Source organism: Paraburkholderia sp. FT54 (assembly GCF_031585635.1).
GTDB lineage: Bacteria > Pseudomonadota > Gammaproteobacteria > Burkholderiales > Burkholderiaceae > Paraburkholderia.
In genome coordinates this window covers 1-24,309 of record NZ_CP134196.1, presented here as the reverse complement: position 1 = coordinate 24,309, position 24,309 = coordinate 1, and the positions used below count along the sequence as shown (strand labels likewise).

The 24,309-nt window shown below is 60.9% G+C and carries 27 protein-coding genes; 13 read left to right on the top strand and 14 right to left on the bottom strand.

Going from position 1 to position 24,309, the window contains the following annotated elements; translation table 11 throughout:
- Window positions 1–155: 155 nt before the first annotated feature.
- On the top strand, window positions 156–1,169 hold the full coding sequence (locus tag RI103_RS19400) for a hypothetical protein (protein ID WP_310816945.1): 1,014 nt from the start codon (window positions 156–158) through the stop codon (window positions 1,167–1,169).
- Between the two features lie 97 nt (window positions 1,170–1,266).
- On the opposite strand, the gene RI103_RS19395 is transcribed toward RI103_RS19400, so the two are convergent.
- Window positions 1,267–1,821, bottom strand: coding sequence for an NAD(P)H-dependent oxidoreductase (locus RI103_RS19395; RefSeq protein ID WP_310816944.1), 555 nt, complete (start codon window positions 1,819–1,821; stop codon window positions 1,267–1,269).
- A 361-nt stretch (window positions 1,822–2,182) separates the two neighbouring features.
- Here RI103_RS19395 and RI103_RS19390 point away from each other — a divergent pair, with 361 nt between their 5' ends.
- Window positions 2,183–2,389 (top strand): hypothetical protein, encoded by a 207-nt coding sequence (locus RI103_RS19390; RefSeq protein ID WP_310816943.1) that lies wholly within the window; start codon window positions 2,183–2,185, stop codon window positions 2,387–2,389.
- A 147-nt stretch (window positions 2,390–2,536) separates the two neighbouring features.
- Here the strand turns inward: RI103_RS19390 and RI103_RS19385 are convergent, their stop codons facing one another.
- The 3 genes from RI103_RS19385 to RI103_RS19375 all read right to left on the bottom strand — a co-directional run bounded on the left by RI103_RS19385 (window position 2,537) and on the right by RI103_RS19375 (window position 3,725).
- The gene (locus tag RI103_RS19385; protein ID WP_310816942.1) at window positions 2,537–2,806 is read right to left on the bottom strand and encodes a DUF6723 family protein; all 270 of its coding nucleotides are present in this window, start codon (window positions 2,804–2,806) and stop codon (window positions 2,537–2,539) included.
- A gap of 11 nt (window positions 2,807–2,817) precedes the next feature.
- Window positions 2,818–3,102, bottom strand: a complete 285-nt coding sequence (locus tag RI103_RS19380; RefSeq protein ID WP_310816940.1) for a hypothetical protein — start codon at window positions 3,100–3,102, stop codon at window positions 2,818–2,820.
- Between the two features lie 491 nt (window positions 3,103–3,593).
- Window positions 3,594–3,725, bottom strand: coding sequence for a hypothetical protein (locus RI103_RS19375; protein WP_013341997.1), 132 nt, complete (start codon window positions 3,723–3,725; stop codon window positions 3,594–3,596).
- Window positions 3,726–4,178: 453 nt separating this feature from the next.
- Between RI103_RS19375 and RI103_RS19370 the strand changes: the two genes are divergently transcribed.
- Together RI103_RS19370 and RI103_RS19365 are read left to right on the top strand one after the other, a co-directional pair.
- Entirely contained in the window at window positions 4,179–4,787 is a 609-nt protein-coding gene (locus tag RI103_RS19370; RefSeq protein ID WP_310816938.1) for an RNA polymerase factor sigma-70, read from the top strand.
- A complete protein-coding gene (locus RI103_RS19365; RefSeq protein WP_310816937.1) occupies window positions 4,774–4,977 on the top strand; it encodes a zf-HC2 domain-containing protein in 204 nt (67 codons plus the stop codon). The genes RI103_RS19370 and RI103_RS19365 overlap by 14 nt, the downstream gene beginning before the upstream one ends.
- A gap of 73 nt (window positions 4,978–5,050) precedes the next feature.
- Here RI103_RS19365 and RI103_RS19360 read toward each other — a convergent pair whose 3' ends face one another.
- Together RI103_RS19360 and RI103_RS19355 are read right to left on the bottom strand one after the other, a co-directional pair.
- Window positions 5,051–5,341, bottom strand: a complete 291-nt coding sequence (locus tag RI103_RS19360; protein WP_310816936.1) for a DUF1272 domain-containing protein — start codon at window positions 5,339–5,341, stop codon at window positions 5,051–5,053.
- 134 nt (window positions 5,342–5,475) lie between these two features.
- The gene (locus RI103_RS19355; protein ID WP_310816934.1) at window positions 5,476–6,852 is read right to left on the bottom strand and encodes a gluconate:H+ symporter; all 1,377 of its coding nucleotides are present in this window, start codon (window positions 6,850–6,852) and stop codon (window positions 5,476–5,478) included.
- Window positions 6,853–7,075: 223 nt separating this feature from the next.
- On the opposite strand from RI103_RS19355, the gene RI103_RS19350 reads away from it, so the two are divergent.
- Window positions 7,076–8,062: a sulfonate ABC transporter substrate-binding protein gene (locus RI103_RS19350; RefSeq protein WP_310816933.1), complete on the top strand. Its 987-nt coding sequence runs from the start codon at window positions 7,076–7,078 to the stop codon at window positions 8,060–8,062.
- Window positions 8,063–8,110: 48 nt separating this feature from the next.
- Here RI103_RS19350 and arsC read toward each other — a convergent pair whose 3' ends face one another.
- On the bottom strand, window positions 8,111–8,470 hold the full coding sequence (gene arsC, locus RI103_RS19345) for an arsenate reductase (glutaredoxin) (protein WP_310816932.1): 360 nt from the start codon (window positions 8,468–8,470) through the stop codon (window positions 8,111–8,113).
- 881 nt (window positions 8,471–9,351) lie between these two features.
- On the opposite strand from arsC, the gene parA reads away from it, so the two are divergent.
- Window positions 9,352–10,014 carry a ParA family partition ATPase gene (parA, locus tag RI103_RS19340; RefSeq protein WP_094781809.1) on the top strand — a complete coding sequence of 221 codons (663 nt, stop codon included), beginning with the start codon at window positions 9,352–9,354 and terminating at the stop codon, window positions 10,012–10,014.
- Between the two features lie 25 nt (window positions 10,015–10,039).
- Window positions 10,040–11,098: a ParB/RepB/Spo0J family partition protein gene (locus RI103_RS19335; protein WP_310816929.1), complete on the top strand. Its 1,059-nt coding sequence runs from the start codon at window positions 10,040–10,042 to the stop codon at window positions 11,096–11,098.
- 57 nt (window positions 11,099–11,155) lie between these two features.
- On the opposite strand, the gene RI103_RS19330 is transcribed toward RI103_RS19335, so the two are convergent.
- A complete protein-coding gene (locus RI103_RS19330) occupies window positions 11,156–12,505 on the bottom strand; it encodes a replication initiation protein (RefSeq protein WP_310816927.1) in 1,350 nt (449 codons plus the stop codon).
- A gap of 2,068 nt (window positions 12,506–14,573) precedes the next feature.
- Between RI103_RS19330 and RI103_RS19325 the strand changes: the two genes are divergently transcribed.
- The gene (locus RI103_RS19325; protein WP_310818633.1) at window positions 14,574–15,779 is read left to right on the top strand and encodes a DNA-binding protein; all 1,206 of its coding nucleotides are present in this window, start codon (window positions 14,574–14,576) and stop codon (window positions 15,777–15,779) included.
- Between the two features lie 70 nt (window positions 15,780–15,849).
- Here the strand turns inward: RI103_RS19325 and RI103_RS19320 are convergent, their stop codons facing one another.
- From RI103_RS19320 to RI103_RS19310, 3 genes are all read right to left on the bottom strand, one after another.
- Window positions 15,850–16,932, bottom strand: a complete 1,083-nt coding sequence (locus RI103_RS19320) for a tyrosine-type recombinase/integrase (protein WP_310816925.1) — start codon at window positions 16,930–16,932, stop codon at window positions 15,850–15,852.
- Window positions 16,933–16,994: 62 nt separating this feature from the next.
- A complete protein-coding gene (locus tag RI103_RS19315) occupies window positions 16,995–17,393 on the bottom strand; it encodes a DUF2471 family protein (RefSeq protein ID WP_310816923.1) in 399 nt (132 codons plus the stop codon).
- A gap of 105 nt (window positions 17,394–17,498) precedes the next feature.
- Window positions 17,499–18,137, bottom strand: coding sequence for an XRE family transcriptional regulator (locus tag RI103_RS19310; protein ID WP_310816922.1), 639 nt, complete (start codon window positions 18,135–18,137; stop codon window positions 17,499–17,501).
- 146 nt (window positions 18,138–18,283) lie between these two features.
- Between RI103_RS19310 and RI103_RS19305 the strand changes: the two genes are divergently transcribed.
- Entirely contained in the window at window positions 18,284–19,483 is a 1,200-nt protein-coding gene (locus RI103_RS19305; RefSeq protein WP_310816921.1) for a glycine C-acetyltransferase, read from the top strand.
- A gap of 13 nt (window positions 19,484–19,496) precedes the next feature.
- On the top strand, window positions 19,497–20,528 hold the full coding sequence (tdh, locus tag RI103_RS19300) for an L-threonine 3-dehydrogenase (protein ID WP_132383412.1): 1,032 nt from the start codon (window positions 19,497–19,499) through the stop codon (window positions 20,526–20,528).
- 84 nt (window positions 20,529–20,612) lie between these two features.
- Here the strand turns inward: tdh and RI103_RS19295 are convergent, their stop codons facing one another.
- Window positions 20,613–21,263 (bottom strand): YceI family protein, encoded by a 651-nt coding sequence (locus RI103_RS19295; RefSeq protein ID WP_310816918.1) that lies wholly within the window; start codon window positions 21,261–21,263, stop codon window positions 20,613–20,615.
- Window positions 21,264–21,371: 108 nt separating this feature from the next.
- Between RI103_RS19295 and RI103_RS19290 the strand changes: the two genes are divergently transcribed.
- From RI103_RS19290 to RI103_RS19280, 3 genes are all read left to right on the top strand, one after another.
- Window positions 21,372–22,037: a TetR/AcrR family transcriptional regulator gene (locus RI103_RS19290; RefSeq protein ID WP_310816917.1), complete on the top strand. Its 666-nt coding sequence runs from the start codon at window positions 21,372–21,374 to the stop codon at window positions 22,035–22,037.
- 13 nt (window positions 22,038–22,050) lie between these two features.
- Window positions 22,051–22,530 (top strand): nuclear transport factor 2 family protein, encoded by a 480-nt coding sequence (locus tag RI103_RS19285; protein ID WP_310816916.1) that lies wholly within the window; start codon window positions 22,051–22,053, stop codon window positions 22,528–22,530.
- A gap of 213 nt (window positions 22,531–22,743) precedes the next feature.
- Complete coding sequence (locus RI103_RS19280) at window positions 22,744–23,262, top strand: hypothetical protein (protein WP_310816915.1); 519 nt, start codon at window positions 22,744–22,746, stop codon at window positions 23,260–23,262.
- A gap of 63 nt (window positions 23,263–23,325) precedes the next feature.
- Here the strand turns inward: RI103_RS19280 and RI103_RS19275 are convergent, their stop codons facing one another.
- Together RI103_RS19275 and RI103_RS19270 are read right to left on the bottom strand one after the other, a co-directional pair.
- Window positions 23,326–23,682, bottom strand: a complete 357-nt coding sequence (locus tag RI103_RS19275; RefSeq protein ID WP_310816914.1) for a superinfection immunity protein — start codon at window positions 23,680–23,682, stop codon at window positions 23,326–23,328.
- Between the two features lie 43 nt (window positions 23,683–23,725).
- Window positions 23,726–24,001, bottom strand: a complete 276-nt coding sequence (locus tag RI103_RS19270; protein ID WP_310816912.1) for a hypothetical protein — start codon at window positions 23,999–24,001, stop codon at window positions 23,726–23,728.
- Between the last annotated feature and the right edge of the window lie 308 nt (window positions 24,002–24,309).

The following is a 24,309-nucleotide window of genomic DNA, read 5'->3' as shown; positions in this document are numbered from 1 at the left end:
AGGCCGCGCTTTTTTGCGTCGCCGCTGCGCGCGGGTAGGCGCCAGCGGGCGCAGGCCGGTCGCCCGGACCCGGCATGATCGTTGCGCAGTACCGAAGCAAGGAGGACGGCGCGTTGGCGTGCCGTCCGTTGTGCCAAATACGTCGGGAGACAGCCATGCGACACACCGTGATTGGTTTATTCGACACCTATGCTCAAGCGGAAGCTGCACGCGACACGCTCGTCGAGACTGGTTTTGGACGCGAAACGATCGAATTGCAGGCGAATCCGGAGCCGTCTGTCGGTTCCGCGACCGACGAAGTCGCCAGTTCTGGCGTGCTGGCGAATATCGAACGCTTCCTGTCGAGTCTGTTTGCCAGCGGTCCGCGTGCGCCGGAAACCGCGCGCTACGCCGAAGCCGTGCGCCGCGGCGCCGTGCTCGTCTGCGTCAGCGCGGCAAGCGAAGCCCATGCCGACCTCGCGCGCAATACCTTGACGAGACTGGGTGCGACCGACATCGGCGAACGCTCGCCAGGCTGGGACGCGCAAACGGAGGAATCCGGACGCGAGCATTCCGTCCTCGATGAACTCGGCATCGGCGCCATGACGCCCGGCACACCGCGTGCGTCGAGCATGCCGGCGTCGAGCGCCGGGGCGACCACAAGGCCGGCCACGACGGCTGATCCACGGTACACCGTGCCGCCGGGCAGCACCGACGCCGAGCCGTTCGTGCCACCGCCGCTTAGCGAGCGGCCGGTGACGGACCCGCTCAACGAACCGGTCACGGATCCGCTGGTCGGCGACGTGGGCCGTAGTGCAATCGCGGCAGGCTCGGTTCCGGGTTCGGGCGCGATCATGCAGCCATCCGAAGTCGTCTCGGAAGCGGGGCAGCCGACCGCCGGTTTAGGCGGCCAGATGCCGAACGAATATCTCGAGTACGAGGAAGACTTCCGCGCACACTACGACGAGCAGTACGCCTCCGAAAGCGCGCGTTACGAAGACTACGTGCCGGCCTACCGCTATGGCGCGGAGATCGGCAAGGACATGCGCTATCGCGACCAGCCGTGGGACGACGTCGAACCGGAAGCCCGACGTCATTGGGAAAGCACCTCGCCGGACAGCACTTGGGAGCGCTTCAAGCTGGCCGTGCGTCACGGCTGGGAGCGGGTGACAGGACATCACCACGTGTGAACGTGACAGCGTCCGTGGCGGCAGGCCGTGAGATTACGGCGTTGCCGCCGCATTGAGCCGTCTGGCCTGCCCGCTCCGTTACGTATCGCCAGGCGCATCAGGCAGCGGTGTGGCGCTTGACCCACGTGACGTAGCGGTCGACGAAAGTCTGCAGGAATTTACGCGTGCCGTCGTTCAGGATCTCGCCTTTTTCGTTGATGACCGCCGGATCGTGCTTGATGAACACCTCGGGTTGACCGAGCGTCGCCACATCGAGATACGCCAGCACGTTGCGCAGATGCTGTTGCGCCAACGCCGTGCCAGTCCCGCCGACCGACGTGCCGAGCACGGCGCCGGGTTTGCCGCGCCACGAATTGGTGCCCCACGGGCGCGAAGCCCAGTCGAGCGCGTTTTTCAGCACGCCGGGTATGGACCGGTTGTATTCGGGCGTGACAAATAGCAGGCCATCGGCGGCTTCGATCCGCTGCTTCAGCTGTTTGCCGGCTTCCGGATAGTCGGCGTCGTAGTCCTGGCTGTAGAGGGGCAACGAGCCGATGTCGATGAATTCGAAGGTGAAGTCGGACGGCGCGAGTGAAATCACGGCCTGCGCCAGGTGCCGATTGAACGAGTCGCGCCGCAAGCTGCCGACGACCACTGCAATGTGGTGGGTCATGATTCGCTTCCTTCTTGTGACGCGCTTGATGCGCATAAGGGTACGAACTGTCCATCATAGGCAAAAGCAGCGCATGCGGCGACGACCCGCGCCAAATACCGCCTCGCGACTATTGGGGCACATACGACGTGGTGCGCGGTGGATAACCTTGCCCCGCAGAAAGTTATCCACAGATTTGCTGAATAACCTTGTGGATAACTGGTACTTTTGCCTTGTCAATCAAGCATGCTTCCGGCCTAGGACGTTTTGAGGCAACCAGGTGTTTGTTTGTGTCCCGCTCTGGCGGAAATCGACGCGCTGGGCATCAGTGAGCGATTACGCGCGCCGCGTGAGCGAACCCTACTTTATGGAGGATCGAACCATGAGTGCGAATTACGCAGGTAAATCCCACGACGAAGCCGTGGCCGCTCGCAAGAAGGAAAAGCAGCGGGCACAGGAACAGCCAGGCGGTGAGATGGCCATCGAAGGTACGGAAGCCGACGCCGCGCATAGTAGCGGCGAGTTGTCCGAACGCGGCAAGGAAGTGTGGCGCCGCGGCAGCGGCATGGACGGCGGTGGGAAGATCTAGTCGCCGGCAAGACGGCGCGGGGGTCTTGCGCCGCCGCGGTTGTGCGTGGCGCGCTTTGCGGTGGCGCTTTGCCCACCGTGAAGGCGAGGCGTTGTGCCTTGCTTGCGGCCTTACGTCACGAGCTTGCCTCGCTCCGCGTTCAGCGTGTCACTCCGGCACCGCGATGTCACCATCCACCAGTTGCCAGCCGTAGGTCTCGGCAAACGTCTGCGCCGCTTCGGCATCTTCGAAAAAGGGCATGTCGGCGTGCCCCTGGAACGGGTAGATCACCCGTTCGTCGCTCAGGCGGATGACTTTCAGCGTCGGCACAGTGCCGCTCGAGATGCGGCGCGAAGACGCCATCACCTGATAGTTCGCGCGCCCCGTGAGCACCGGATGATTCGCGCCCTGCGCGCGCCTGGAAACTTGACTTGCCATTCGCGCACGCATCAGAGCCCAGCGATCGACTGGCCGGCAACCATGCCGTCGATAACCTGCTCCGCGTAACTGGCTGAAGCAATGCGCGCGTCGCCTGCCGCGCCGAACGGCGAACGGCTCGGCACGCGAAACACGCGGCTGCTGGTCATCGTGTCGTCGGTGCCCCGCCTGCAGATTCGCACAGCGGCGTCGAAGCCGGAGTCGTAGTGGCGGACGCCATCGAGACCGCTCGGCTGGTGCGGATACACCAACGGATAGATCTCAAGACCCCGATAGCTTCTGATCGTATTGCCCATGATGCTCGTCTCCGGTGAAGACTTTCGTGGAACGTGGCGTCGTTGTCGGGCGCAATGCCCGCCAGGTCGCGGTGTACCTGCGAAACGTCGTGTTGATCGACGATGTGCGTAAAGAACGGCCGCTTCATTAGCCCGCTCGACGACACCGCGGAGTTGCGTAGGAGGAAGGGACCCTGTTCGTTCAGGGCGCTATGACGCGAGGCGTTTGCGTCAGGGACTGCGCGCGATGCGCAGGAGAACTGCAAGCTGTTGACCCACTGTAACACGTTAGTAGGGTGAGCATTGAACGCATTTGCGCGCCGGGCGCGAGTGTTGCTTTGGGGTGTCGCGTATTGTTTGCCGCTGCTGTGACGCGCGGCTTCCCTGGACTGTGTTTTTCTGGACTTCGTTTGGGTCAGCGCCGATCAAAAGCAAAAAGGGCACCGCTATCGGCGCCCTTCTTTTGTTGTTCGAGAAATCTTCTCGCTGACGGATCTGCGCCCGTCGGCCGATCAGTTGCCGAAGAACACGTTGCAGTACGACGCCGGGCCGTTGCATTGCGACGGGGCGGCAGCGTGGGCGGCGCCCGAAGCGGCCGCAAACAGGGCGACGGAAGCGATCAGGGCGGAAAGAATGCGTTTCATGGTGCTACTCCTCTTCAGCGTTTGGTTCGCGATCTGGTGCGATCGATGGAGTGGAGAATAGCGACTGAGTCTTCGCCGACAAACAGCGAAGACAAGAAGACTTCTTTTCAATTACTGAAATAATCCAGTCGGGCAATTGGCGCCAGATTCGAGTGCCCATTGGCGACGGGTAATCCGCGCACGGCAGTCCGCCGCAAACGCCCCAACCGGCGACGATTTCAATTTTCGCAATAATGTTTTGTGGTTGTCATAAGCACGTGCGCGGCGCGACTAAGTCCATTCTGGTCATCGCTCATGGTCGGGCCTATGTTCAATACCGATTCGATTGCGCAGGCGCTTGCGGGAGAATGGCGTACGCGCTCAGCCACAGCGCGAGGAAAACCAACCGCTCATGAATCACTACGATCCAAGAAAAAAACCGCGGCATTCAGGATCGCGCCAACGGGGCCGTCCATGGCGCAAATGAGCGGGCCGGCGCTCGACGATCCCGTTTATCTGACGCAATTGCGACGCGACCTGGTGCGCTTCGCCCGTTTGCAGTTGCGCGATGCCGCCGCGGCGGAAGACGCCGTCCAGGAGGCGCTCGCCGCGGCATGGGCGCAAGCCGATCGATTCACGGCGCAGTCGGAACATAAGACCTGGGTTTTCGGCATCCTGCGGCACAAACTCGTCGACACACTGCGCGCCCGGCGACGCACGATCAACCTGTCGGCGCTCGAATCCGAACTCGACGGTGAAGCGTTGCTCGATCGCGAGCTGTTCAAGGACAACGGCCATTGGTCGCGCGAAACCAAGCCGCGCCCTTGGCCGACGCCTGAAACCGCGCTGCGTCAGCAACAGTTCTGGACCTTGTTCGAGATGTGCCTGGAACACTTGCCCGAGCACATCGGACGCGTGTTCATGATGCGCGAATTTCTCGATCTCGAAACCGAGGCGATCTGCGCCGAATTGCAGATGACCGCCAATCATTGCAGCGTCCTGATCTACCGCGCGCGGCTGCGTTTGCGCACTTGCCTGAGCGAACAGGGCCTATCCCGCGAGGACGCAAATGGGGAAATGTAAGCACATCACGCGCTTGTTGTCCGACGCGCTCGACCGCTCCTTGACGACCGGCGAGTGGGTCGCGATCCGGCTGCATCTGCCGACTTGCAGCGGCTGCCGCAACTATCGAAAGCAGATCCGCTTGCTTCGCGTGGCGGCGCATACGGCGAGTGGAATCGCGACGCCGGGTGCGGTGAATAACGACGATTGAAGCGCGCTGTGAGCCGGCGCGCGTGGGTGCGTCGCGCTTTGGTGGCACGGCAGGCGTGAGCGCGCCACTTGGTCTAGCGCTCGCCGGGCGGCGTGTTCCGGTAGCGCTCGAAGAAACGCGCGTGCGACGTTTCGTCGATCGAAACGGGATGCGATGCTGTACCGGCCGGGTGTTTCTCGAGTTGCGCGCGCGTGCGAACCGGCCGATGCTGGAAATTGCCGCCGCAATTCGGACACACGTTGCGCAGCGTAGTGAGCGCGCACACTTCGCAGAAGGTGCACTCGTACGTGCAGATCATGGCTTCGGACGCGTTCGGCGGCAGCGACTTGCCGCATCCTTCGCAGGACGGTCTCAGTTCAAGCATGGTGGCTCCGCGTTTTCAGGGAAGCGAGGTGCGGGAGCGCAGCTCGCCTGCCGCGCAGTGTAAGCGGCGCTGGCTGCCCGGAATGGACAGTCGCGCATCAATTCCTGCCAACGCCGCGCGAGGCTATGGCGCCGTCACGTCAGCACGGTCCACAACACGAGTGTGAGCGCGAGGCCGACGACGGACACGATCGTCTGCAACACCGACCAGACCATCACGGTCTGTTTCAGTTGCAGACCGAAGTACTCGCGGACCATCCAGAAGCCGGCATCGTTCACGTGGCAGAAGAACACCGAGCCCGCGCCGATGGCGAGCGCCATCAGCGAATTGTGCGTCGTGCTGAGACCGGCGACGACCGGCGCGACGATGCCGGCCGTCGTGGTGGTGGCAACCGTCGCCGAGCCCGTCGCCTGGCGCAGCGCGACGGCGATCAGCCACGCCAGCAGAATCAGCGGCATGTGCGCGCCGACTGCGATCTTGCCGATGGTCGAACTGATGCCCGCTACCACGAGCGCCTGCTTGAGGCCGCCGCCGGCGCCGATGGTCAGCAGCAGCGCGGCGATCGGCGGCAAGCTCTTGCGCAGGATACCGCCGACGCGCTCGCGCGCCATGCCCCGCGACCAACCCAGCGCCACCACGGCGAACAGCACGGTGAGGCCGAGCGCGATCAGCGGCTCACCCAGGAAATTCAGCGTGTTGAACAGGAACGTTTCGGGCACAAGCAGCAGCTTGGCGACCGTGCGCCCTAGCATCAACACGACGGGCAACAGAATCGTGATGAGCGAGATCGCGAAACTCGGCGGCTCGCCGGTGTCTTGCTTGGCGCTGAAGAGCTTGCCCATTTCTTCCGGCTCGACCACGTGCATCCGCTTGGATAACCAGATGCCATACAGCGGACCGGCGAGGATCACCGCGGGAATCGCGACGATCAGACCGAGCCCGAGCGTCAGGCCGAGATCGGCATGCAATGCGCTCACCGCGATCAGTGGACCGGGATGCGGCGGCAGGAGCGCGTGCAATGTGGTCATGCCGGCCAGCGCCGGAATCGCGATGCGAAGGATTGGCTGCTGCGAACGGCGCGCCATCACGAAGATGATCGGTACCATCATCACCAGGCCGACTTCGAAGAAGAGCGGCAAGCCGATGATCAGCGCGACCACCGCCATCATCCACGGCAGAGTGCGTGGCGTGGAGTGTTTGAGAATGGTCGAGACGAGCCGGTCGGCGGCGCCGGATTCGGCCATGAGCGCGCCGAGCATGGCGCCGAGCGCAATGATGATGCCGACGTCGCCGAGCAGCGCGCCGGCGCCTTTACTGAATGCGCTGGCGACCGCTTCGAGCGGCAGGCCGGCGGAAAAACCCGCGGCGAACGTGCCGACCAGAATCGACAGGAACGGCGCGAGTTTCAGTACGCTGATGAAAACGATGATCAGTGCGAGCCCGAGCACGCACGACAGAATGAGTTGGGTGTCGTGGGATGACCACGGCGCGAGTGTTGTCGTCAGATGCACGGAGTCCCTTTTTGTCGATTGACGCAGCCGCGGCCGGGCGCGGATGACGAATTGTAGCGGGGGGCGCAGATTCGACGCAGCAAGGCGGGCAGATCGAGGCCGGTGCGCTTCGGCCGCTCGCGTGATTTGCTTATGCGAATTTATCGGTTCGTCCAGGCTTGCAGGCGAATTATCGTCGGAGCCAATCGGTCCGTTTTGCGTCCGTCTTTTTTCGAGCCACTTCATGTCACGTCATTCGTTGCTCACGCGCCGCGCCTTCATTGCCGGTGTGGGCGTTTCGCTGGCCGCCGCCACGCTGCCCATTGTCTCGACCTCCGTTTTTGCCGCCGATGCGCACGCCAAGGAGTTCCGCATCGGATATCAGAAAGCCGCCAATACGCTGGTGTTGCTGAAGGCGCACGGGACGCTCGAAAAGCGGCTCGCGCCGCTCGGCATCACCGTCAAATGGACCGAGTTCCCTGCGGGGCCGCAGTTGCTGGAAGGACTGAACGTCGGCGCCATCGACTTCGGCTATGTCGGCGAGGCGCCGCCGGTGTTCGCGCAGGCCGCCGGCGCGAACTTCGTCTACGTCGCCTATGAGGTTCCGACGCCGCACGCCGAAGGCATTCTGGTGCATCAGGACGCGCCCATCAAAACGCTGGCCGATCTGAAGGGCAAGAAAATCGCCTTCAACAAAGGCTCGGATGTTCACTGGTTTATGGTTGCCGCGCTACAGAAAAGCGGCGTTAAGTACAGCGAAGTTCAGCCGGTCTTTCTGGCACCCGCCGATGCACGCGCGGCCTTTGAACGCGGTGCGATCGATGCATGGGCGATCTGGGATCCGTTCCTCGAAGCGGCGAAGCGGCAGTCGAACGCGCGCTTGCTGGCGGATGCCGAGGGCATTGTGAGCCATCACCAGTTCTTCCTGAGCGCCCGCTCGTTCGCCGAACAGAACGCCGATGTGCTCGCGATCACGATGGATGAAGTGGGCAAAGAAGGCGCGTGGGTACGGGGGCATTACAGCGAAGCCGCTGCAGAACTTGCGCCGATTCAGGGGCTCGACGCGGGGGTGATCGAAGCGGGCTTGCGGCACTACGCGCACGTCTATAAACCTGTCGATGCGAACGTGCTCGCGGAACAACAACGTATCGCTGACACTTTCAGCGAACTGCGCATCATCCCGACAAAGCTCATCACTAAGGATGCAGCGTTGCCTGCCAGCAAAGTCTAGCTTGCAGGCTGGATAACCGGCTTCGATTCGGGCGCTTCGCTACGCCATTCAGGCGAATAGCGCGGCGACGTTTTCCGGCGGCCGGCCGATGACGGCTCGGCCGTTTCGCACGACGATCGGCCGTTGCAGAAGGATGGGATGGTTCGCCAATGCTTCGTATAGCTGAGTGTCATTCAGGGTGGCGTCGGAGAGTTGGAGTTCTTTGTATTCGGCTTCGGTGTCGCGAATCATCTCGCGGACTGGGCAGCCTAGTTGGGCGTTGAGTTGCTTGAGTTGTTCGACCGTGAGCGGACACTTCAGGTATTCGACGATTTCTGTTGCCTCGTTTTCGCTGCCGTACGTGCCGGTGATTAACTCGCATGCTGCGCGCGATTTTGAGCAGCGGGGGTTGTGGTAGATCGTGATCATGGGCTCCCTGGGGTCGTGATGGTGGCTCGCCGCCGCGTGCGAGGGTCAATGGATTGTGCGTTGTCGCGCGGCGATTTTAGCGGGTGGGGAAGCGGTTGGGCGATGCACGCAGAGCCTGTTGTATTTGTGGTGGGTGACGATTTGCGGAGGATGCATTCCACCACTCCCGATTCCTTCGTGACCGCGTGGCGTGCGCTTCGAAGCGCGGCAACGTTCCTGTCTGCGCCGGGTCGGGCTGCTGGTTTATGCGCATAAAGCGCCGGGCATCTGCTTTTTTCCGCACTGGCCACGCTATCTGGCTGTAGCTGTTGCAGCCTGTGCGCGCTGCGTGCGACCGTCCTCGAGGGACCCTGGCACGTCAGGTCACACCGCCCGATGCTGTGATCACCGAGATGAAGCATTGAACTGTGGAGCCGACTCGCTACTGGCGAAAGAGCTTCAAAGCAGATCCCGCGGCGACGAGTTTATGCGCATAAATTTTCGGGCCGCGCCGGTCGTCGACCGCACCCTCGCCGTCACCGCGCGCATCGCGTCGCTGGGTGACCCTCGTGGTGTTATGCAGAGCCACGTCGCCGTCGCGCCCAAATGCATTCGGATTGGCAGCCGCCCTAGCCAGACCACTCGGCGACGCAAGGCATCGGCGCGATCACATTTCCGTCACCGCTCGGAGCATCTACGGTTGCGACGTGGAGCAAACCCTTCTCTGGCGTATCCACCCGGCGTGCGCCCTCATCCCACATGGTTTCCACATCGCGCTGCCGCGCCTTTATGCGCATAAACCTAAGCCGAATGGCTAATCCTTCTCGCATTTCCACTAAAACGATTGAAATACAAATTCTTCCAGGTAAAATCCATTTGCGTCTAAAAAGAGGAGGTGAAGATTGGCAGCAGAAATCATCGCGGTAACTCAGCAGAAGGGCGGGGTCGGGAAGAGCACAATCGCGATGCACCTCGGCGCTGCGTTTCATGAGAAAGGCAAACGCGTCCTCGTCGTAGACGCAGACGGTCAAAACACCCTGATCCATTGGGCCAGTGCATCATCCGACGGCGACACCGGCATCCCCTTTCCAGTCGTCAACCTCTCCGAAGCAGGCAGCCAGATCCATCGCGAGATCAAGAAGTTCGTGGCTGACTACGACATCATCGTCGTCGACTGCCCGCCTTCCATCACCGAGAAAGTCTCCGGCGTTGTCCTTCTCGCCGCGAGCGTGGCGGTGATCCCGACATCGTCATCGCCCGCCGACTACTGGTCGAGTATCGGATTGGTAAAGCTTGTCCAGCAGGCGCAGGTCATGAACGAAGACCTGCGTGCCGTCTTCCTGCTCAATAAGACCGAAGAAAAACGGATGCTGACGCGCGAACTGAAGCGCGCGTTGGAAGAGCTCGGGTTCCCGCTGCTCAAGACACAAATCCCGACTCGCGAGGCCTACAAGCAGGCCATGGCGTTAGGGCAAACAGTGCTTCAGATGAATGATCGCGGCGCCAAGCTCGCCGCCATCGAAGTACGGGCGTGCGCGAATGAGATCGCCGCCTTGCTCCCGTGAAATTTATGCGCATAAAGGACCCTGAATGAAACCCTCCCAATTCGCCAAAGGCTTTCAAGCACGTCCTGATTCGACCAGCAGTGAAAAGCGGACCGCGCTCGATCGTCTGAACGCCATCGACGGCTTGGTCAAGAACGGCGCCGCGACTGGCGACGTCGCGGGGCGCACCCTCGCGCCCGTCGTGCCGTCGCATAACGTCGCCGATATCGACGCCGTTGACGCAGCCAATGAGTCGGCGGCCTACCGCATATGGCGGATCGAGCACGGCTACCGGCCAGGTCAGGTCATCGAGTTGGCGCTCAAGACGATCAAGCCGAGTCCCTTCAATCCGCGGTACTTCTATCTGAAGTCATCGATTGCCGAGCTCGCCGTCAATCTCGCAAAGCAGGGGCAGCAGCAGGCGATCCACGTCATCCCGGATTACGACAATCCCGGCACCTACTACGTCAGCGATGGCGGACGACGAGTGCGGGCACTGAAAGAAGCCAACAAGGAAACGGTGAAGGCGATCGTCATCGATCTGCCGATCGGTATCCAGAGCTACAAGCTCGGCTACGACCTCAACGTCCAACGCGACTCGCAGACGGTGTTCGACAACGCGGTCGTATGGAAACGCTTTCTCGACGACCGGCATTTCCAGAGTCAGAAGGAACTCGCCGAACACCTCGGGCTAGACGAGTCCACTGTTGCTGTCGCCTTGTCGATCGCCAAGTTGCCTGAAGCCGTCATGCATGAGATGGTCGCGCGACCGGACCGCTTCGGCTCGAACATGGCGTATCAGGTGGGTCGTTATCACACTGCCCGCGGCGCCGATGCAACCCTGCGCCTGATCAACAAGATCCTCTCGGACGATCTGAGTACGCGGCAAGTCGCGGATATCGTCAAGGGAAGGGCGAGTGCCCAGGAAAGCAGCAAACCTGCGGGCCGGCAGCGCTACGCGCAACGTCTGGAAATCAAACTCGACGGTGTGTCAGTCGGCGATCTCAAATCATATGGGGATGATCGAATCGAACTTCGTCTAAAGGGGCTCACGCGTGAAAAACGCGACGATATCCTTCGCCAGATTGAAAAGATGTTGAAGTAAGCACCGCTGGCACCGAGGTGGGGCAGGGTGTCAGCCGAAAGCCGCGCCCCGCTCGAATTACGCTGCGCGCGATTGGCTCAGCGTGAAGGCAAGCAGATCGCCATCGGTAGGCTCGCCCCATGTCTTGCGAGCCAGCCAATCGAAGAATGCCGTTTCGACAATCTTCGAATCCAGCCCGCGACGGCGCCAGTCGTCGCGCAGGTGAGTGCCGAGTCCCGGCAGTTCATCTTCTTCAAACGACTGCCGCGCGATCTCCCGCTCAGACTCACCTTGTTCGTCGTACAACTCGCGCGCTTCCTTGCGCCGATACGCCGAGTACTCGCCAAGCAGGCGCGCCTTGAGGTCGTCGGCCGGCGCGGCAACCGCTGCCTTGCCGCCGCTACCCGACGGCAGCGCTTCGACGGGCGGCGCGTAGCCTTTCTTCAGCGCGTCCTTGAACAGCGCGGGCGCGCTGCGCACCGGCGGCAAGGACGTGCTGCGCATGCGTTGCTCGGTCATCTGAAGCGCGGCGCGAATACGATTTTCTTCGCTGTCGGCATATAGCGTTTGCGCTTCTTTCAACGGGATGCCGATCTTCACCATTCGGTCGACCAGCGTGCTGTCGAACACGTTCGGATGTTCGTCGAGCGCGAGCATCGGCTGCTTGCGCTCGGTCACGCGGAACTGGATCTCGGCGACCCGCCGTCCTTCCCGATGCTCGATCAGTTCGACGAAGATATTGGTGACGGCGTTGACTTCGGCGATAGCCGGGCGCAGGTAATCACGTTTGAAGTACTTGTACTCGCGCTTCGCTTCATCGCCCGCTTCCGTGTCCGGTGTGCCGGAGAGGATAGGGCGCCACCATTCCCAAGTCTCGCGCATCGTCAGATGGCTCGGGTTGGTCAGGTAGCGCACGCAAATCTCGTACAGCGCAAGACCCGCGCTGCTGCGTAACTGGCTCTGGAACTGGAGACTCAGCCGGGCGTACTGAACCGGGTCGAGCAGCTTCTTCTTGATCTTCGGCGCAAACGAGAATTCCACCCAGACGCGGCGGGTTGTGGGGTCTTCGAGAATTTCGGCGTCGGCAATCAGCGTGGAAATACCCCATTTCCGGCCCGGCTTCTGGCTCGACGTGCCGGTGCTCCATTCGACCTGGACCGACACCATACGCCGCAAGTGCTCCTTGACGAGCGCCGTGTCGTTGGAATCAAATGCGGAGTTCGCGACGATGTCGGAGAGCAAGGCCCGATAGGTATCGCCGGATTCGTCCGCCTGCTGAGCCACGGCGAGGAGCACGTTGAACAGCTTGCGGGTAAGGAGGGTGATTTTGCCGCTTTTGGGCTGAATGGCGATCGCCTCGACGGCTTTACGCAATTCGGCCGAGCTCGGGCTGACTACATCGGTCTTCTTCGCGCGCTTCGTGGCCATGCGTCTGGTCGAGGGGGGATTTGGCGAGAGCATACCGGCTGCGGTGATACGCGTCTATAGCGTGCATCTCACCGTTGCGGGTGAAGCGAGTTTACGGGGCGCACCTCACCTCGAACAACTCCCGAAAACCCTCACCTCAGCCGTTTCGCGCCAAGTTCGGGCCGTCCTTGCAGGTCGCGGGCTTGGCAAATCCGAGCCGTTTTCACTGTGTACGTGAACGGAAGCCACTCGATCCCGAATCTTCTCACCTCAAAAAAATTTCGGGATTCTGACCGGTGCACCTCTGCGGACTGGGTGCAGTTGCGGCCGATCAAGGCAGTGAACAAGTTTCAAGTAGTGGTTGGCCGACAGGGGAGGGTTGGGGGCGGCGCAAAAGGGTGGACGCCGGCATGCGAACTGATGAATCGGCACCGTCTTAATGCGCAACTCCACGCATGCATTGCGCCGTGCGAAGAGAGTACTGCGCAGCGGCAAACCGGCCACCCGTGTTATTGAGACCGCCCCGCGTGCAGCCCCGGCGTTCACGCGATGCAGCCGAGGGCGATGCCTCCAGGTGTCGCAAGCGTTCCAACCGCGCGCCCGGCCTGAGTTTCGCGCATCGATGCAACTACTACTTGCGCAAAGGTAATCGACCGTGCACGAGCAACGCCTCTTGTCCCGACGAGCCCGGCTCAACCCTCTGAAAGCCCCCGAAAAAGCTCACCTTAACGCCAGCGAAGCGCTTGGAACGACGCGGCCTTCAGGCGTGTTGTGCTCCAAAAGCACCGAAAAACGGTCCCGCAAAACCTCACCGTAGTGCCATCTGATCCTCGCCGCTCGTCTCTAGAAGGAGCCCCCGAAAAACCTCACCTTTGCAAAATACAACACAAATATTCAATGATTTCATCAACTTACAGACGACACGTTGCCGAGCGCAGCCATCATGGCTCCCGTAAAACCTCACCTCAAAGCGCATTTCGGCGAAATTGGGCGTTTCCGATCGTAGCCACCACGGTCCTGAAAATTCTCACCGTGCGATTTCCGCGACGACAGAACGCAAGCGACTTCAGCAGCGTCAGTAGGGCTTTTCCCGGCGATGGAAGCCGTTTTGATCCTGTATTTCCTCACCTTAATGCCCATCAAGCAGCCAAACGATTCCTGAAAAGTCTCACCTTTGACCAAAATCACGCGCATTTCTCGAGCGGCGGATCGCGCGAAAGTCTACCTCCCGGATTTCCTCACCTTTGCCAGTAGGGATCGGTTCATTCATCCAGCGTAGACGCGAGCATTCGGTCCGAAACCCGACCTCACTCCCGAAAATCCTCACCTTAGGCACCGGAATGCACAGAAATAAGGCAAAAATGCCACCTCTGCCCCGTAAAATCTCACCTTCGGTTCGCGTTTTCTCCCGACTTGACTCACCAATGGGGTGAGCGAGCTCAAAACAAGGCCGAAATTGGCCGGACGAGCACGTCCCGAAAGCGCTCACCTTCTCCCTGCCCGGGCCTGGAACAGACTTTCGAGCCCAGTCGGGTGATCCATAGCGTTCAGGTCCTGCAAAATCTCACCTTTGGCCGCACCGCACTTTTGGGATGCCTCCTGAACCCGCTCACGTTCTGTCCCGGAGCCGCTCACCGAGGCCCCCGAACCTCATCACTCGACAATCCCGCAAGATCTCACCACCTCTCCCGCAAAGCTTCACCTTATCGGGCTGGAACCCTTGCTGGATAAGGCTTTGCCGTGGCGTTAACGTTTTTAACATGGGTTCAAAGGTGTTTACTTTTATTACTCTCTAGAATTTTCCCCGCGTGTCCTTCGGACAAAGCCTTCGAACCGAAGTAGCCGTCGTGAAGCATTCGTGAAACAGTGCGCGATCGATGTAAAATCTTTAAAAACTCTTTCTTTACAAGACCTTATTGGCTATTCTTCGTTTTGTTTCACGAAGAAAACTAGCTGGCGCGAATCCACTGCCCCCCTCCGGACAGCAAAACACGCCTTTTCTCGCATCCGTCCATCGCACCAACGAATACGTAGCAAACAATACGTAAATTGTTATGATCAATCCAATTCGAGCGACATCGAGGTATACATGAATCTGGATCAGGAACGGCAAGCCATTCGAAACGAGCTTGAGGCGCTACGGCTCAACGGGGCACGGCGACAGGAACTTTCGCTGCACGCATGTAAGCGACTGTTTTTTGATCTGGGAATCCGTCCGTCCATGGCCGCCGTCCGCGATCTGACTCAGACCGGCAGTGCGAGCGACATTCCAAAGGACATCGACCACTTCTGGGAGCGCATCCGAAATGTGTCGCGCGTGAAAGTCGGCGCCGGCGCTATCCCAAAAGCACTCGAAGACCGCGCCGGCGAATTGCTGGGCGCACTTTTCGAAGAAGCCGTCGTACAGGCACGCACGACACTCGACGACGAACGCGAAGAAATTCGTGCGCAAATCAACAGCGCCGAGCAGCGCGCTCGAGAAGCGGAAATTCGCCAGCAAGTATCGGAAGACGCGATCACGCGCAGCGAACTGCGAGCGGAGGCCGCATGGGAACGTGTTCGTGCGCTCGAAGCCGAGCTATCGAGCGCGACCACACACGGAAATGCTCACCAGGAAGGCTTACAGGCCACGGTGCGCCGACTCGATCACGAGAACGAAGTGCTTCGTCAACGCCTCGACAATGAACTCGCGAACAATGCGACATTGCGAGACCGGATCGACGCCTTGCACGTCGAATTGCGTCAAAGCACTGAACACTATGCGCAGCAGATCAAGGACGCTGTCGCGGAAGCTGAGCGGCGCGTCAAGCCGATGCTGGTCGAGCTCGACTCCTTGCGCAGCATGGCGGCCACCTATCAGTCCGGCGTGCGCGACGCAAGCCGCAAAGAATTTGAGTTTATTCAGCAAATCGCCGCGGCCAAGGCACGCGGCGACCGGCTCGACGCCCAGCTGCGCGAGCAATCCGACGAAGTGGACGCGCTCACGAAAGAGATCGCCAGCCTGCGCGGCCAGCAAGGTATCGATCCGGCGATTGCGAGTCTGCTCTGCTCGCTGGTCGAAGCCGGCCGGCTGACGACCGACGAATTAAGGGCGATCGGCACGACGGCGGACGGTCATGTCGCCCTACCGCTGCGGTGCCCAAAATGTGAGGAAGGTGAGCCGGAACTGTCGCAAGTGGATCACCGCTTCGAGCTACAGTGCCTGGAATGCGATCACTCGTCGGGTCTGGGCGAATCAAGGCTGGAGGCGGTTAGCCGGTTTCTGTCGAGCACCTCGATCGCGGCGTCGGCGTGACGTTTGACTCGGTGCAATAGCGGATAAATCGCCAAAGGTGAGGAAATTCGGGACTCGAAAGGTGAGCGTTTCAGGACTCGTCGGCTCCCCTTTTCCGCGTCAAACGCCCGTCACGCCTAGGTGCGGGTAACGGCGGAACGGCCGGATCAGGAACGTCCGAGGCGGGAGAATCCTGCTGATCCATCCAGTTTTGCCACGCACGATAGAGACGGTTCGCCGAAACCGCCTGCACGAACCCCAGCCATTGTCCGACCAGTTCCGCCTCGACCCCGCTCTCGAACAGATCCGCTGCAAATGTGTTGCGCAATGTCTGCGGACTAGCTCGCGACGCCCGCGATTCAGCGATCCCGGCCCCGTCGATCAGGGCGTCGACCGCGCGCAGCATGGTGGCTTTATGCATCGGCCGTCCGGAAGGCGATGCGGGAAAAACCAGATTGCCCGCCAATTCCGAAAGACGCCGTTCGGCAAGCCACGCGTCGAGAATGGCCGCGGCGAAAGGCGCGAGCCGGGTGCGCCGTGTCAGCATCGGATTGGCTGACTCGATCGCCACCCAGGGCGAGCCTGCATTCACGCAACTAACCGTAAGCGAGGCGCCCTCGCCCGTTTTCAATCCGCCGCCTAAAAACACAGCAATCAAAGCGCGGTCCCGCCGCTCCCTCCACCGTTGCGCTGCCGACAAATCCGGCAACGGAGAAAACAGATGCGCGATCAGCGCGGTCCGTTCGGCGTGGTTGAGAAAGCCGGTCGGCTCGTTATCGCGCGCGTTTCGCCACGCTGCTTCGCCATCCTGAGCAATGAAGCGCGCCGGATTGGTCGAAGTGGATTCGATTTCCCGCACATGATCGAGTACCCGCTCGATCAATCGTAAATACCGCGCGCGCTGCGTTTTTTTGACATCCAGTCCCGCGACGAATTCGGCAATCGTGCGAGTGTCAACCGTGACCAGACTCTTCTGGCGCATGCCCAGCCATTCGAGAAAAAGCCCCCACTGTGCCTGGTAGACTTCAGCGGAAGAGCGGCGGAAATGTTGTTTGGCAAGCCATGCGTCGAATGCGATTTGCGGATCGCGACGCCAGTCTTCGCGTTGCTGATCGAAGAGATCCGTGGACGGCGCGGGACGCGGAACGGGGTCGACGAGATGAGGAGGTGACATGAGCTATCCTTCCGTTAGTTGCACACATTGTAGGTGGCAATCGATGGAAATACAGCCCTGATTCAGTCTCCCCAGGCGCGCGCGTGTTTCAGAGGCGCATTCTCCGACGACGGTTGTGCAGCGCGACGTGCTGCCTCTTCATAAGCACTGACCGCGAACGCGAACACCGCCGGCAGTGCCGTGGACGTGCCGAAATCCACTGCCTCGTCCGTTTCCGGATACGGCAGATCGGACGGCCGTTGAAAAAGGCCCAGCATCAAGGCGTCGTGCCGGCTGGCGAAGCCGAGGTCCGCCAGCGCCTCGGCTTCGATGGCGTGGAGCAAACGCCAGGTCAGCGGCACCTGCTGCACGATGTAGCGCGCAGCAATACTGCGCACGATGTGTTCGAGATCGCGCGCTGCGGTTTGATAGCGCAGCGCGGCCAGAGCATGGTCGGTCGAGTCGGTGGTCAGGTTGTTCATGATCGGCTCCAGTCGATACCCTATACTGTACAAATATACAGTGTCGGACGCAACCTCAGCCGAAGTGCCGATTCCGCCAACTGCTAGCCGCCGTGCGCCGAACAGTCAGCCGTGAATCACCACTAGCAACGCTCTCGCCTCGCCCTTTCCGGCGTTGCGGATCGCGTGCGGTTCGTCGGCGACATAGCGCGCGGTGTCCGCTGCTTTGAGCCGTTTTGTCGTGCTCGCCGCTTCGATCTCGATCGATCCTTGCAGCACAGTCAGATGTTCGCGCGTGCCGGGCTCATGCGCGTTCGACACCAGCGCCCCGCCCGGTTGCAGCGTCAGCTCATACCACTCGAACTTGCCGGCCAGCTCGATCGGCCCCCACACACGCAACTGATACTTGGCGTCGTGACCGCTCAACGTGGGAATCTCGTGCGGACCGGAGACGGCGATCGCTTCCGGCGTCTTTTGCGGCGCGAACAGCGAATCGAGGCTGACGCCGAGCGCATTGGTTAACCGCCAGGCGACCGCAATGGTCGGATTGGCCTTGTCGCGCTCGATCTCCGAGAGCATCGATTTCGACACGCCGGCCGCGCGCGACAGATCGTCGAGCGTCATGCGCCGTTCGGCGCGCAAACGCTGAATCTGCTCGCCGACGCGTGGCGGCGCCGCGGCTGCCGGGACCGAAGTTGCGCCTGGGATGGGCGCCGCGTTGGCCGCGGCGCGGCGAATACCCGAACTTGCCATTTCCTGACCCATCGTTTAGAGTTGTTCGACATACCGGATTTTAGTTCGGAAAAACGAAAATATCCGATAAACTGACAGCCGACTATAACAGGCCGCCTCGTGGTCGCACATGCCGAACACGCTGACACGGGCGCTATCACCTTTTCAGGAGTCTGGTCATGCGTGACCTTTACCTCGCCCATCTGCGCGGCACCCTCGAGCAGATTCGCGCTGACGGCTTTTACAAGAACGAACGCGTGATCGCCAGCCCGCAGTCGGCTGACATTCGTCTGGCTAACGGCACCGACGTGCTGAACTTCTGCGCGAACAACTACCTCGGCCTCGCCGGCGACGCACGGCTGATCGAGGCCGCCAAGCAAGGTCTCGACAACGACGGCTTCGGCATGGCATCGGTGCGTTTCATCTGCGGCACGCAAACCGTGCATAAAGATCTGGAACACGCGCTCGCCGCGTTTCTGCAAACCGACGATTGCATCCTCTACTCCAGCTGCTTCGATGCAAACGGCGGCCTGTTCGAAACGCTGCTCGACGAAAACGACGCCATCATCAGCGACGAACTGAACCACGCGAGCATCATCGACGGCGTGCGGCTCTCGAAGGCGAAGCGCTTTCGCTACAAGAACAACGATCTCGCCGATCTCGAAGCGAAGCTGATCGAAGCGAAGGCCGCTGGCGCGCGCTTCACACTGATCGCGACCGACGGCGTGTTTTCCATGGACGGTATCATCGCCGACCTCGCCGGCATCTGCGATCTGGCCGACCGTTACGGCGCGCTCGTAATGGTCGACGATTCGCACGCGGTGGGTTTTGTCGGCGAACACGGACGCGGCACGCCGGAACATTGTGGCGTGCTGTCGCGCGTCGACATCATCACCGGCACGCTGGGTAAAGCGTTGGGCGGCGCATCGGGCGGCTATGTGGCTGCGCGCAAGGAGATTGTCGAGTTGCTGCGGCAACGCTCGCGTCCCTATCTGTTCTCCAACACGCTGACGCCGAGCATTGCCGCCGCTTCGCTGAAAGTACTCGAACTGCTGGCGAGCGAAGAAGGCGCGCAACTGCGCGCGCGCGTGCGCGAAAACGGCGCGCATTTCCGCAGCAAGATGAGCGCGCTCGGCTTCACACTCGTACCCGGCGAACATCCGATCATTCCGGTCATGCTCGGCGATGCGCAACTCGCATCGAAAATGGCCGACGCGCTTCTGAAGGAAGGCGTGTATGTCATCGGCTTCTCGTTCCCGGTGGTGCCGAAAGGCCGCGCGCGCATTCGCACGCAGATGAGCGCCGCGCACACGCCCGAACAGATCGACCGCGCGGTAGATGCTTTCGCGCGTGTCGGTCGTGAACTCGGCGTCATCTGATACGGAGGCGCACATGAAAGCATTGGCAAAACTCGAACGCGCTCCCGGCCTCACGCTCACGGACGTCAAGAAACCCGAAGTCGGTCACAACGACGTGATGATCCGCATCACGCGCACCGCGATTTGCGGCACCGATATTCACATCTGGAAGTGGGACGACTGGGCGCAAAAAACGATTCCCGTGCCGATGCATGTCGGCCATGAATACGTGGGTGAAATCGTCGAAATGGGCCAGGAAGTGCGTGGCTTTGCGATCGGCGATCGCGTATCCGGCGAAGGACACATCACCTGCGGCTTCTGCCGCAATTGTCGCGCGGGCCGTCGGCATTTGTGCCGCAATACGGTGGGCGTCGGCGTGAATCGTGAAGGTGCGTTTGCCGAATATCTTGTGATTCCCGCATTCAACGCTTTCAAGATTCCGCCCGAGATTTCCGACGACCTCGCCGCGATTTTCGACCCGTTCGGCAACGCGACGCATACCGCGCTGTCGTTCAATCTGGTCGGCGAAGACGTGTTGATTACCGGCGCCGGACCCATCGGCATCATGGCGGTGGCGATCGCGAAACATGTCGGCGCGCGCAACGTGGTGATCACCGACGTCAACGACTATCGTCTCGAACTCGCGCGCAAGATGGGCGCGACGCGCGCGGTCAACGTCTCGCGCGAATCGTTGCGCGACGTGATGGCGGACCTGCACATGACCGAAGGTTTCGACGTCGGGCTGGAAATGTCCGGTGTGCCAAGCGCCTTCACCGGCATGCTCGAAGCGATGAATCACGGCGGCAAGATTGCGCTGCTCGGCATTCCGCCCGCACAAACCGCGATCGACTGGACCCAGGTGATCTTCAAAGGCCTTGAAATCAAGGGCATTTATGGGCGCGAGATGTTCGAGACCTGGTACAAGATGGTCGCGATGCTGCAAAGCGGCCTGGATCTTTCGCCGATCCTCACGCACCATTTCAAGGTCGACGACTATCAGGAAGCGTTCGCCACGATGCTCTCAGGCGAGAGCGGCAAGGTGATTCTCGACTGGACAGCCGCCTGAGCTAACACGTGAGCATGCTTTGACGCGCGCAATCGCAGCAGCGCGCACAGCGAAAAACGCTTAGGCAAAACGCCCGCACCGCGCTCACCCGCCTGCGGGCGTTTTAACGAACTCGGCCTGAATGCGCACATGAATATCGTCGCCGACGGCCGGATACCACGTCGCGAGGCCAAACTTCGCGCGACTGAAATGACCCTCGGCGGAAAAGCCGAGCGTGTCTTTTTTCGTGAGCGGGTCCGGGGCAAAACCGTTGAAAGTGACGTCGAGCGTGACCGGTTGCGTGACGCCGCGAATCGTCAGATCGCCGGTCAACGTGCCGCGCGATTCGCCGGTGCGCTCAAAACGCGTGCTGACGAAACGAATCTCCGGATAACGCTCCACGTCGAGCATGTTGCCGCTCTTCACCATTTTGTCGAGCAAGGGCACATTCGTATCGATGCTCGCGGCATCGATCGTCACCGATGTCGTGCTCTTGTCGAGACCGCCTTCGTTCCAGTCGAGCTCTCCCTTCTTGCGATCGAAACGCGCCGTGAAGCGTGAATACTTGAAATGATCGATATCGAAGGTGATGCTGCAGTGATCCGGGTCAATTTCGTAGCGGCCGGGCGGCACGCGCGTTTCGTTCTGGCTGACCGAATGCGTGAGCACTTGCACAGGCGTGCAGGCCATCGTCGTCAGCAGTGTTGCGCTGAGCAAGGCGCGCACAAATGTAGCGCGGAGAGTCAGTGTGTTCATGAAGTTCGTTCCCGTTGATCGATCGTACTCAAGATAGCAGTTCGCGCCCCCAACCTGCAAAAACGCAAAAGACTTGACGAGGTAGAATGATCGTTCTACCCTTCGTTCATGGTTACCGGAATTCACACTGAATCAGTCACACCGGGCAGCGCGCGCGAGCGGCTGCTTGACGCGGCTGAAGCGTTGATCTACGCGGGCGGTATTCACGCGACCGGCGTGGACGCGATCGTCAAGCAGTCCGGCACGGCGCGCAAAAGCTTTTACACGCATTTCGAATCGAAAGACGCGCTCGTGGCGGCCGCACTCGACCGGCGCGACGAACGCTGGATGAACTGGTTCATCGCCGGCACGCAACGGCACGGGAAAACGGCGCGCAAACGCCTGCTCGGCATGTTCGAGGTGCTGCGCGAATGGTTTGCATCGGCGGATTTTCACGGCTGCGCGTTTCTGAATGCGTCCGGTGAGATAGCCTCCGCGGACGATCCGATCCGGATCGTCGCGCGCCATCACAAAGAACGTCTGCTGGCATTCGTGCGAACCGAATGCGATGCATTCGCGGCGGAGTCGGGCATCGACGCTCGTCGCGCGGCGCGCTTGTCGCGTCAATGGCTGATCCTGCTCGACGGCGCCATTGCCGTGGCGCTGGTGAGCGGCGAGCCTGATGCCGCGCTCGACGCGCAAGCTGCAGCCCAAGTCCTGCTCGAGGCGGCGTGTGCGAGCGAATCCGGCACACCGCCAAGCAAACGACCGCCATCCCGGCGAACCACAACCTGACTGAGGAACTATCATGGCCGACTCGATCGAAACCCGCCCACCGTTGCCGCCTTTCACACGCGAAACCGCGATCCAGAAAGTGCGTGCCGCGGAAGACGGCTGGAATACCCGCGACCCCGAGCGCGTGTCGCTTGCCTACACGGTGGACAGCGTATGGCGCAACCGTGCCGAGTTCACACACGGCCGCGCGGAGATTGTCGGCTTGTTGCGCCGCAAGTGGGCGAGAGAACTCGACTACCGTTTGATCAAGGAGTTGTGGGCGTTTACCGATAACCGCATCGCCGTGCGCTTTGCCTACGAATGGCACGACGATTCGAATAACTGGTTCCGCTCATACGGCAACGAGAACTGGGAATTCGACCAGCACGGACTGATGGCACGCCGTCACGCCAGCATTAACGATATGCCGATTCGCGAAGCCGACCGTCTTTATCACTGGCCGCTCGGGCGCCGCCCCGACGATCATCCGAGCCTGTCCGATCTCGGTCTCTGATCTTCCGCGGGCGAACGCGTGACGCGCGTTCACCGCTCTGCCATGGGTTCTCCGTTACTGTTGTGTCTGCGCGGCAGGGCACGTCTTGTGCCGGCGCGCCCGAGCGTGTCCTCAACATCGCCTGAGCGGGTTGCGGTACAGTGCGCGACGGACGGCAAACACGCATACCCAGAACATAGATGACGCCGGCGTTCGACCGGTGGCGGAGAGCACATGCATTTTCGGCAGATCAAGAAGAACATCCGACGTACTCTGGCGGCGCTCGTTGCCAGTCTGGCCGCGGCGTCCGCCGCGCATGCGGGCAACTGGTGTGAAGGCGGCGTATGGGTCGACGCCATGCTGGGTTCGTATCACATCAATCCCGACCCGAACACTCATTTCGAACAGTTCAACCCTGGCCTCGGCGTCGAATGCTGGCTCAATAACCAATGGGCGTTGACTGCCGGCGGTTTCCGCAACTCGCTGCGCCGGCCTTCGTATTACGGCGGCGGTGTATGGGCGCCCGAGTTCGCGCACTGGGGCGTAGTGCGGATTGCGGCGATCGGCGGGATCATCTCGGGCTATAACTATGGCAACTGGGGCTTGGGCCGCGACCACACGATTGGGCCAGTGGTCGCGCCGATCGTCATGGTCGAATACAAGCGTGTGGGCGCGAACTTTATCGTGATTCCACCTATCCCGTCGGATAATCTTCCGTTCACCATTGGGTTTCAATTGAAGGTGAAGTTCTGAGCGAACTGTCGCTACCCAAAGAGCTTGCGATCGTCGTACGCACCGTGCGAACCGCACGCCGAATCAAATTTTCCGGCGACTACTGCTTGCAGCAATGCGCGCAACGATCGGCACCACGCGAGGGTTGAACGCCGGGATCGAGCTATCACGACATTCAGCTCGAGCAACGATTCCATCAATCGTGACCCGTGCGACTGCCCGTTGTGCTCGCTTTGCGAAGTGCTTCAGACGGCGATCGCTGACCGGATGTCGCGCCCATATCAGCGCCGCAAACCAGCCGATCACCGTCCATCCGAGCAAGACGTTCACCATGGTCACCGCAAAGGCGTCTTTGCGTTCCCTGGCGTCCGCAATCATTGCGGGCGCCAAATACAGCATCACCGCACCCAGAACCGCCGCACCTTCAACAATCTTCAACATTTCGACACCTCGCTACAGCCTCGGTACGGAGACGACGTTCCGATTAGTGACCTGCGTACAGACGACCAACAGACTGCTCAGGTTGACGGCTTCCCGAGTCCGAAGACGAAGCGACTACGCCGCCGTACGAATCACTGACGGAGCCGACTGCATTGTTGCGTTCTGCTGCGACCGTTTGTGCGCTTTGGCCGCGCTGCGATGCCGGCGCACCCACCGACGGGCGATACGAAGGTGCCGGTCCGTAGCCGCTGGCAAACGCAGGTGCAGCGAAAGCGGTCGTAGCTGCGATGAGCAAGGCTGCAAGAAGTTTGCTTTTCATGATGACTCTCCAATGCGATTTTGAGGAGCGCCGCAAGTCGGGTGAGACGCGCGCCGCTGACAAAATGCAGTTTAGGCGGCGTCTATCCTTTTTCTATGCCGATAGCGTGAAATCACAATTGCTCCAAACCGAACAATGTGACGAGTGCCGCCCATGGCGGATTTCCGGCCGTCCGTGCATTGAGCGAGGCTCATTACGAACAGCCTGCGGATGGCCGAAAGTCGCATGCAGGTCGGGCTCAAGGGGCGAAAACATGCATTCGCCCGCGGTGATAGCATCGTCGACGGGTAAGTTATGCAACGGCGAAG

What these genes read in the sequence shown, in the direction of transcription:
- RI103_RS19270 (WP_310816912.1), bottom strand. Translation starts at nt 24,001, where the DNA reads ATGAAAAGCAAACTTCTTGCAGCCTTGCTCATCGCAGCTACGACCGCT.
- RI103_RS19400 (WP_310816945.1), top strand. Translation starts at nt 156, where the DNA reads ATGCGACACACCGTGATTGGTTTATTCGACACCTATGCTCAAGCGGAA.
- arsC (WP_310816932.1), bottom strand. Translation starts at nt 8,470, where the DNA reads ATGATCACGATCTACCACAACCCCCGCTGCTCAAAATCGCGCGCAGCA.
- tdh (WP_132383412.1), top strand. Translation starts at nt 19,497, where the DNA reads ATGAAAGCATTGGCAAAACTCGAACGCGCTCCCGGCCTCACGCTCACG.
- RI103_RS19325 (WP_310818633.1), top strand. Translation starts at nt 14,574, where the DNA reads ATGAATCTGGATCAGGAACGGCAAGCCATTCGAAACGAGCTTGAGGCG.
- RI103_RS19375 (WP_013341997.1), bottom strand. Translation starts at nt 3,725, where the DNA reads ATGAAACGCATTCTTTCCGCCCTGATCGCTTCCGTCGCCCTGTTTGCG.
- RI103_RS19310 (WP_310816922.1), bottom strand. Translation starts at nt 18,137, where the DNA reads ATGGGTCAGGAAATGGCAAGTTCGGGTATTCGCCGCGCCGCGGCCAAC.
- RI103_RS19280 (WP_310816915.1), top strand. Translation starts at nt 22,744, where the DNA reads ATGCATTTTCGGCAGATCAAGAAGAACATCCGACGTACTCTGGCGGCG.
- RI103_RS19305 (WP_310816921.1), top strand. Translation starts at nt 18,284, where the DNA reads ATGCGTGACCTTTACCTCGCCCATCTGCGCGGCACCCTCGAGCAGATT.
- RI103_RS19380 (WP_310816940.1), bottom strand. Translation starts at nt 3,102, where the DNA reads ATGGGCAATACGATCAGAAGCTATCGGGGTCTTGAGATCTATCCGTTG.
- RI103_RS19360 (WP_310816936.1), bottom strand. Translation starts at nt 5,341, where the DNA reads ATGCTTGAACTGAGACCGTCCTGCGAAGGATGCGGCAAGTCGCTGCCG.
- RI103_RS19295 (WP_310816918.1), bottom strand. Translation starts at nt 21,263, where the DNA reads ATGAACACACTGACTCTCCGCGCTACATTTGTGCGCGCCTTGCTCAGC.
- RI103_RS19320 (WP_310816925.1), bottom strand. Translation starts at nt 16,932, where the DNA reads ATGTCACCTCCTCATCTCGTCGACCCCGTTCCGCGTCCCGCGCCGTCC.
- RI103_RS19275 (WP_310816914.1), bottom strand. Translation starts at nt 23,682, where the DNA reads ATGTTGAAGATTGTTGAAGGTGCGGCGGTTCTGGGTGCGGTGATGCTG.
- RI103_RS19315 (WP_310816923.1), bottom strand. Translation starts at nt 17,393, where the DNA reads ATGAACAACCTGACCACCGACTCGACCGACCATGCTCTGGCCGCGCTG.
- RI103_RS19330 (WP_310816927.1), bottom strand. Translation starts at nt 12,505, where the DNA reads ATGGCCACGAAGCGCGCGAAGAAGACCGATGTAGTCAGCCCGAGCTCG.
- RI103_RS19335 (WP_310816929.1), top strand. Translation starts at nt 10,040, where the DNA reads ATGAAACCCTCCCAATTCGCCAAAGGCTTTCAAGCACGTCCTGATTCG.
- RI103_RS19385 (WP_310816942.1), bottom strand. Translation starts at nt 2,806, where the DNA reads ATGGCAAGTCAAGTTTCCAGGCGCGCGCAGGGCGCGAATCATCCGGTG.
- RI103_RS19350 (WP_310816933.1), top strand. Translation starts at nt 7,076, where the DNA reads ATGTCACGTCATTCGTTGCTCACGCGCCGCGCCTTCATTGCCGGTGTG.
- RI103_RS19395 (WP_310816944.1), bottom strand. Translation starts at nt 1,821, where the DNA reads ATGACCCACCACATTGCAGTGGTCGTCGGCAGCTTGCGGCGCGACTCG.
- RI103_RS19290 (WP_310816917.1), top strand. Translation starts at nt 21,372, where the DNA reads ATGGTTACCGGAATTCACACTGAATCAGTCACACCGGGCAGCGCGCGC.
- RI103_RS19390 (WP_310816943.1), top strand. Translation starts at nt 2,183, where the DNA reads ATGAGTGCGAATTACGCAGGTAAATCCCACGACGAAGCCGTGGCCGCT.
- RI103_RS19365 (WP_310816937.1), top strand. Translation starts at nt 4,774, where the DNA reads ATGGGGAAATGTAAGCACATCACGCGCTTGTTGTCCGACGCGCTCGAC.
- RI103_RS19285 (WP_310816916.1), top strand. Translation starts at nt 22,051, where the DNA reads ATGGCCGACTCGATCGAAACCCGCCCACCGTTGCCGCCTTTCACACGC.
- RI103_RS19370 (WP_310816938.1), top strand. Translation starts at nt 4,179, where the DNA reads ATGGCGCAAATGAGCGGGCCGGCGCTCGACGATCCCGTTTATCTGACG.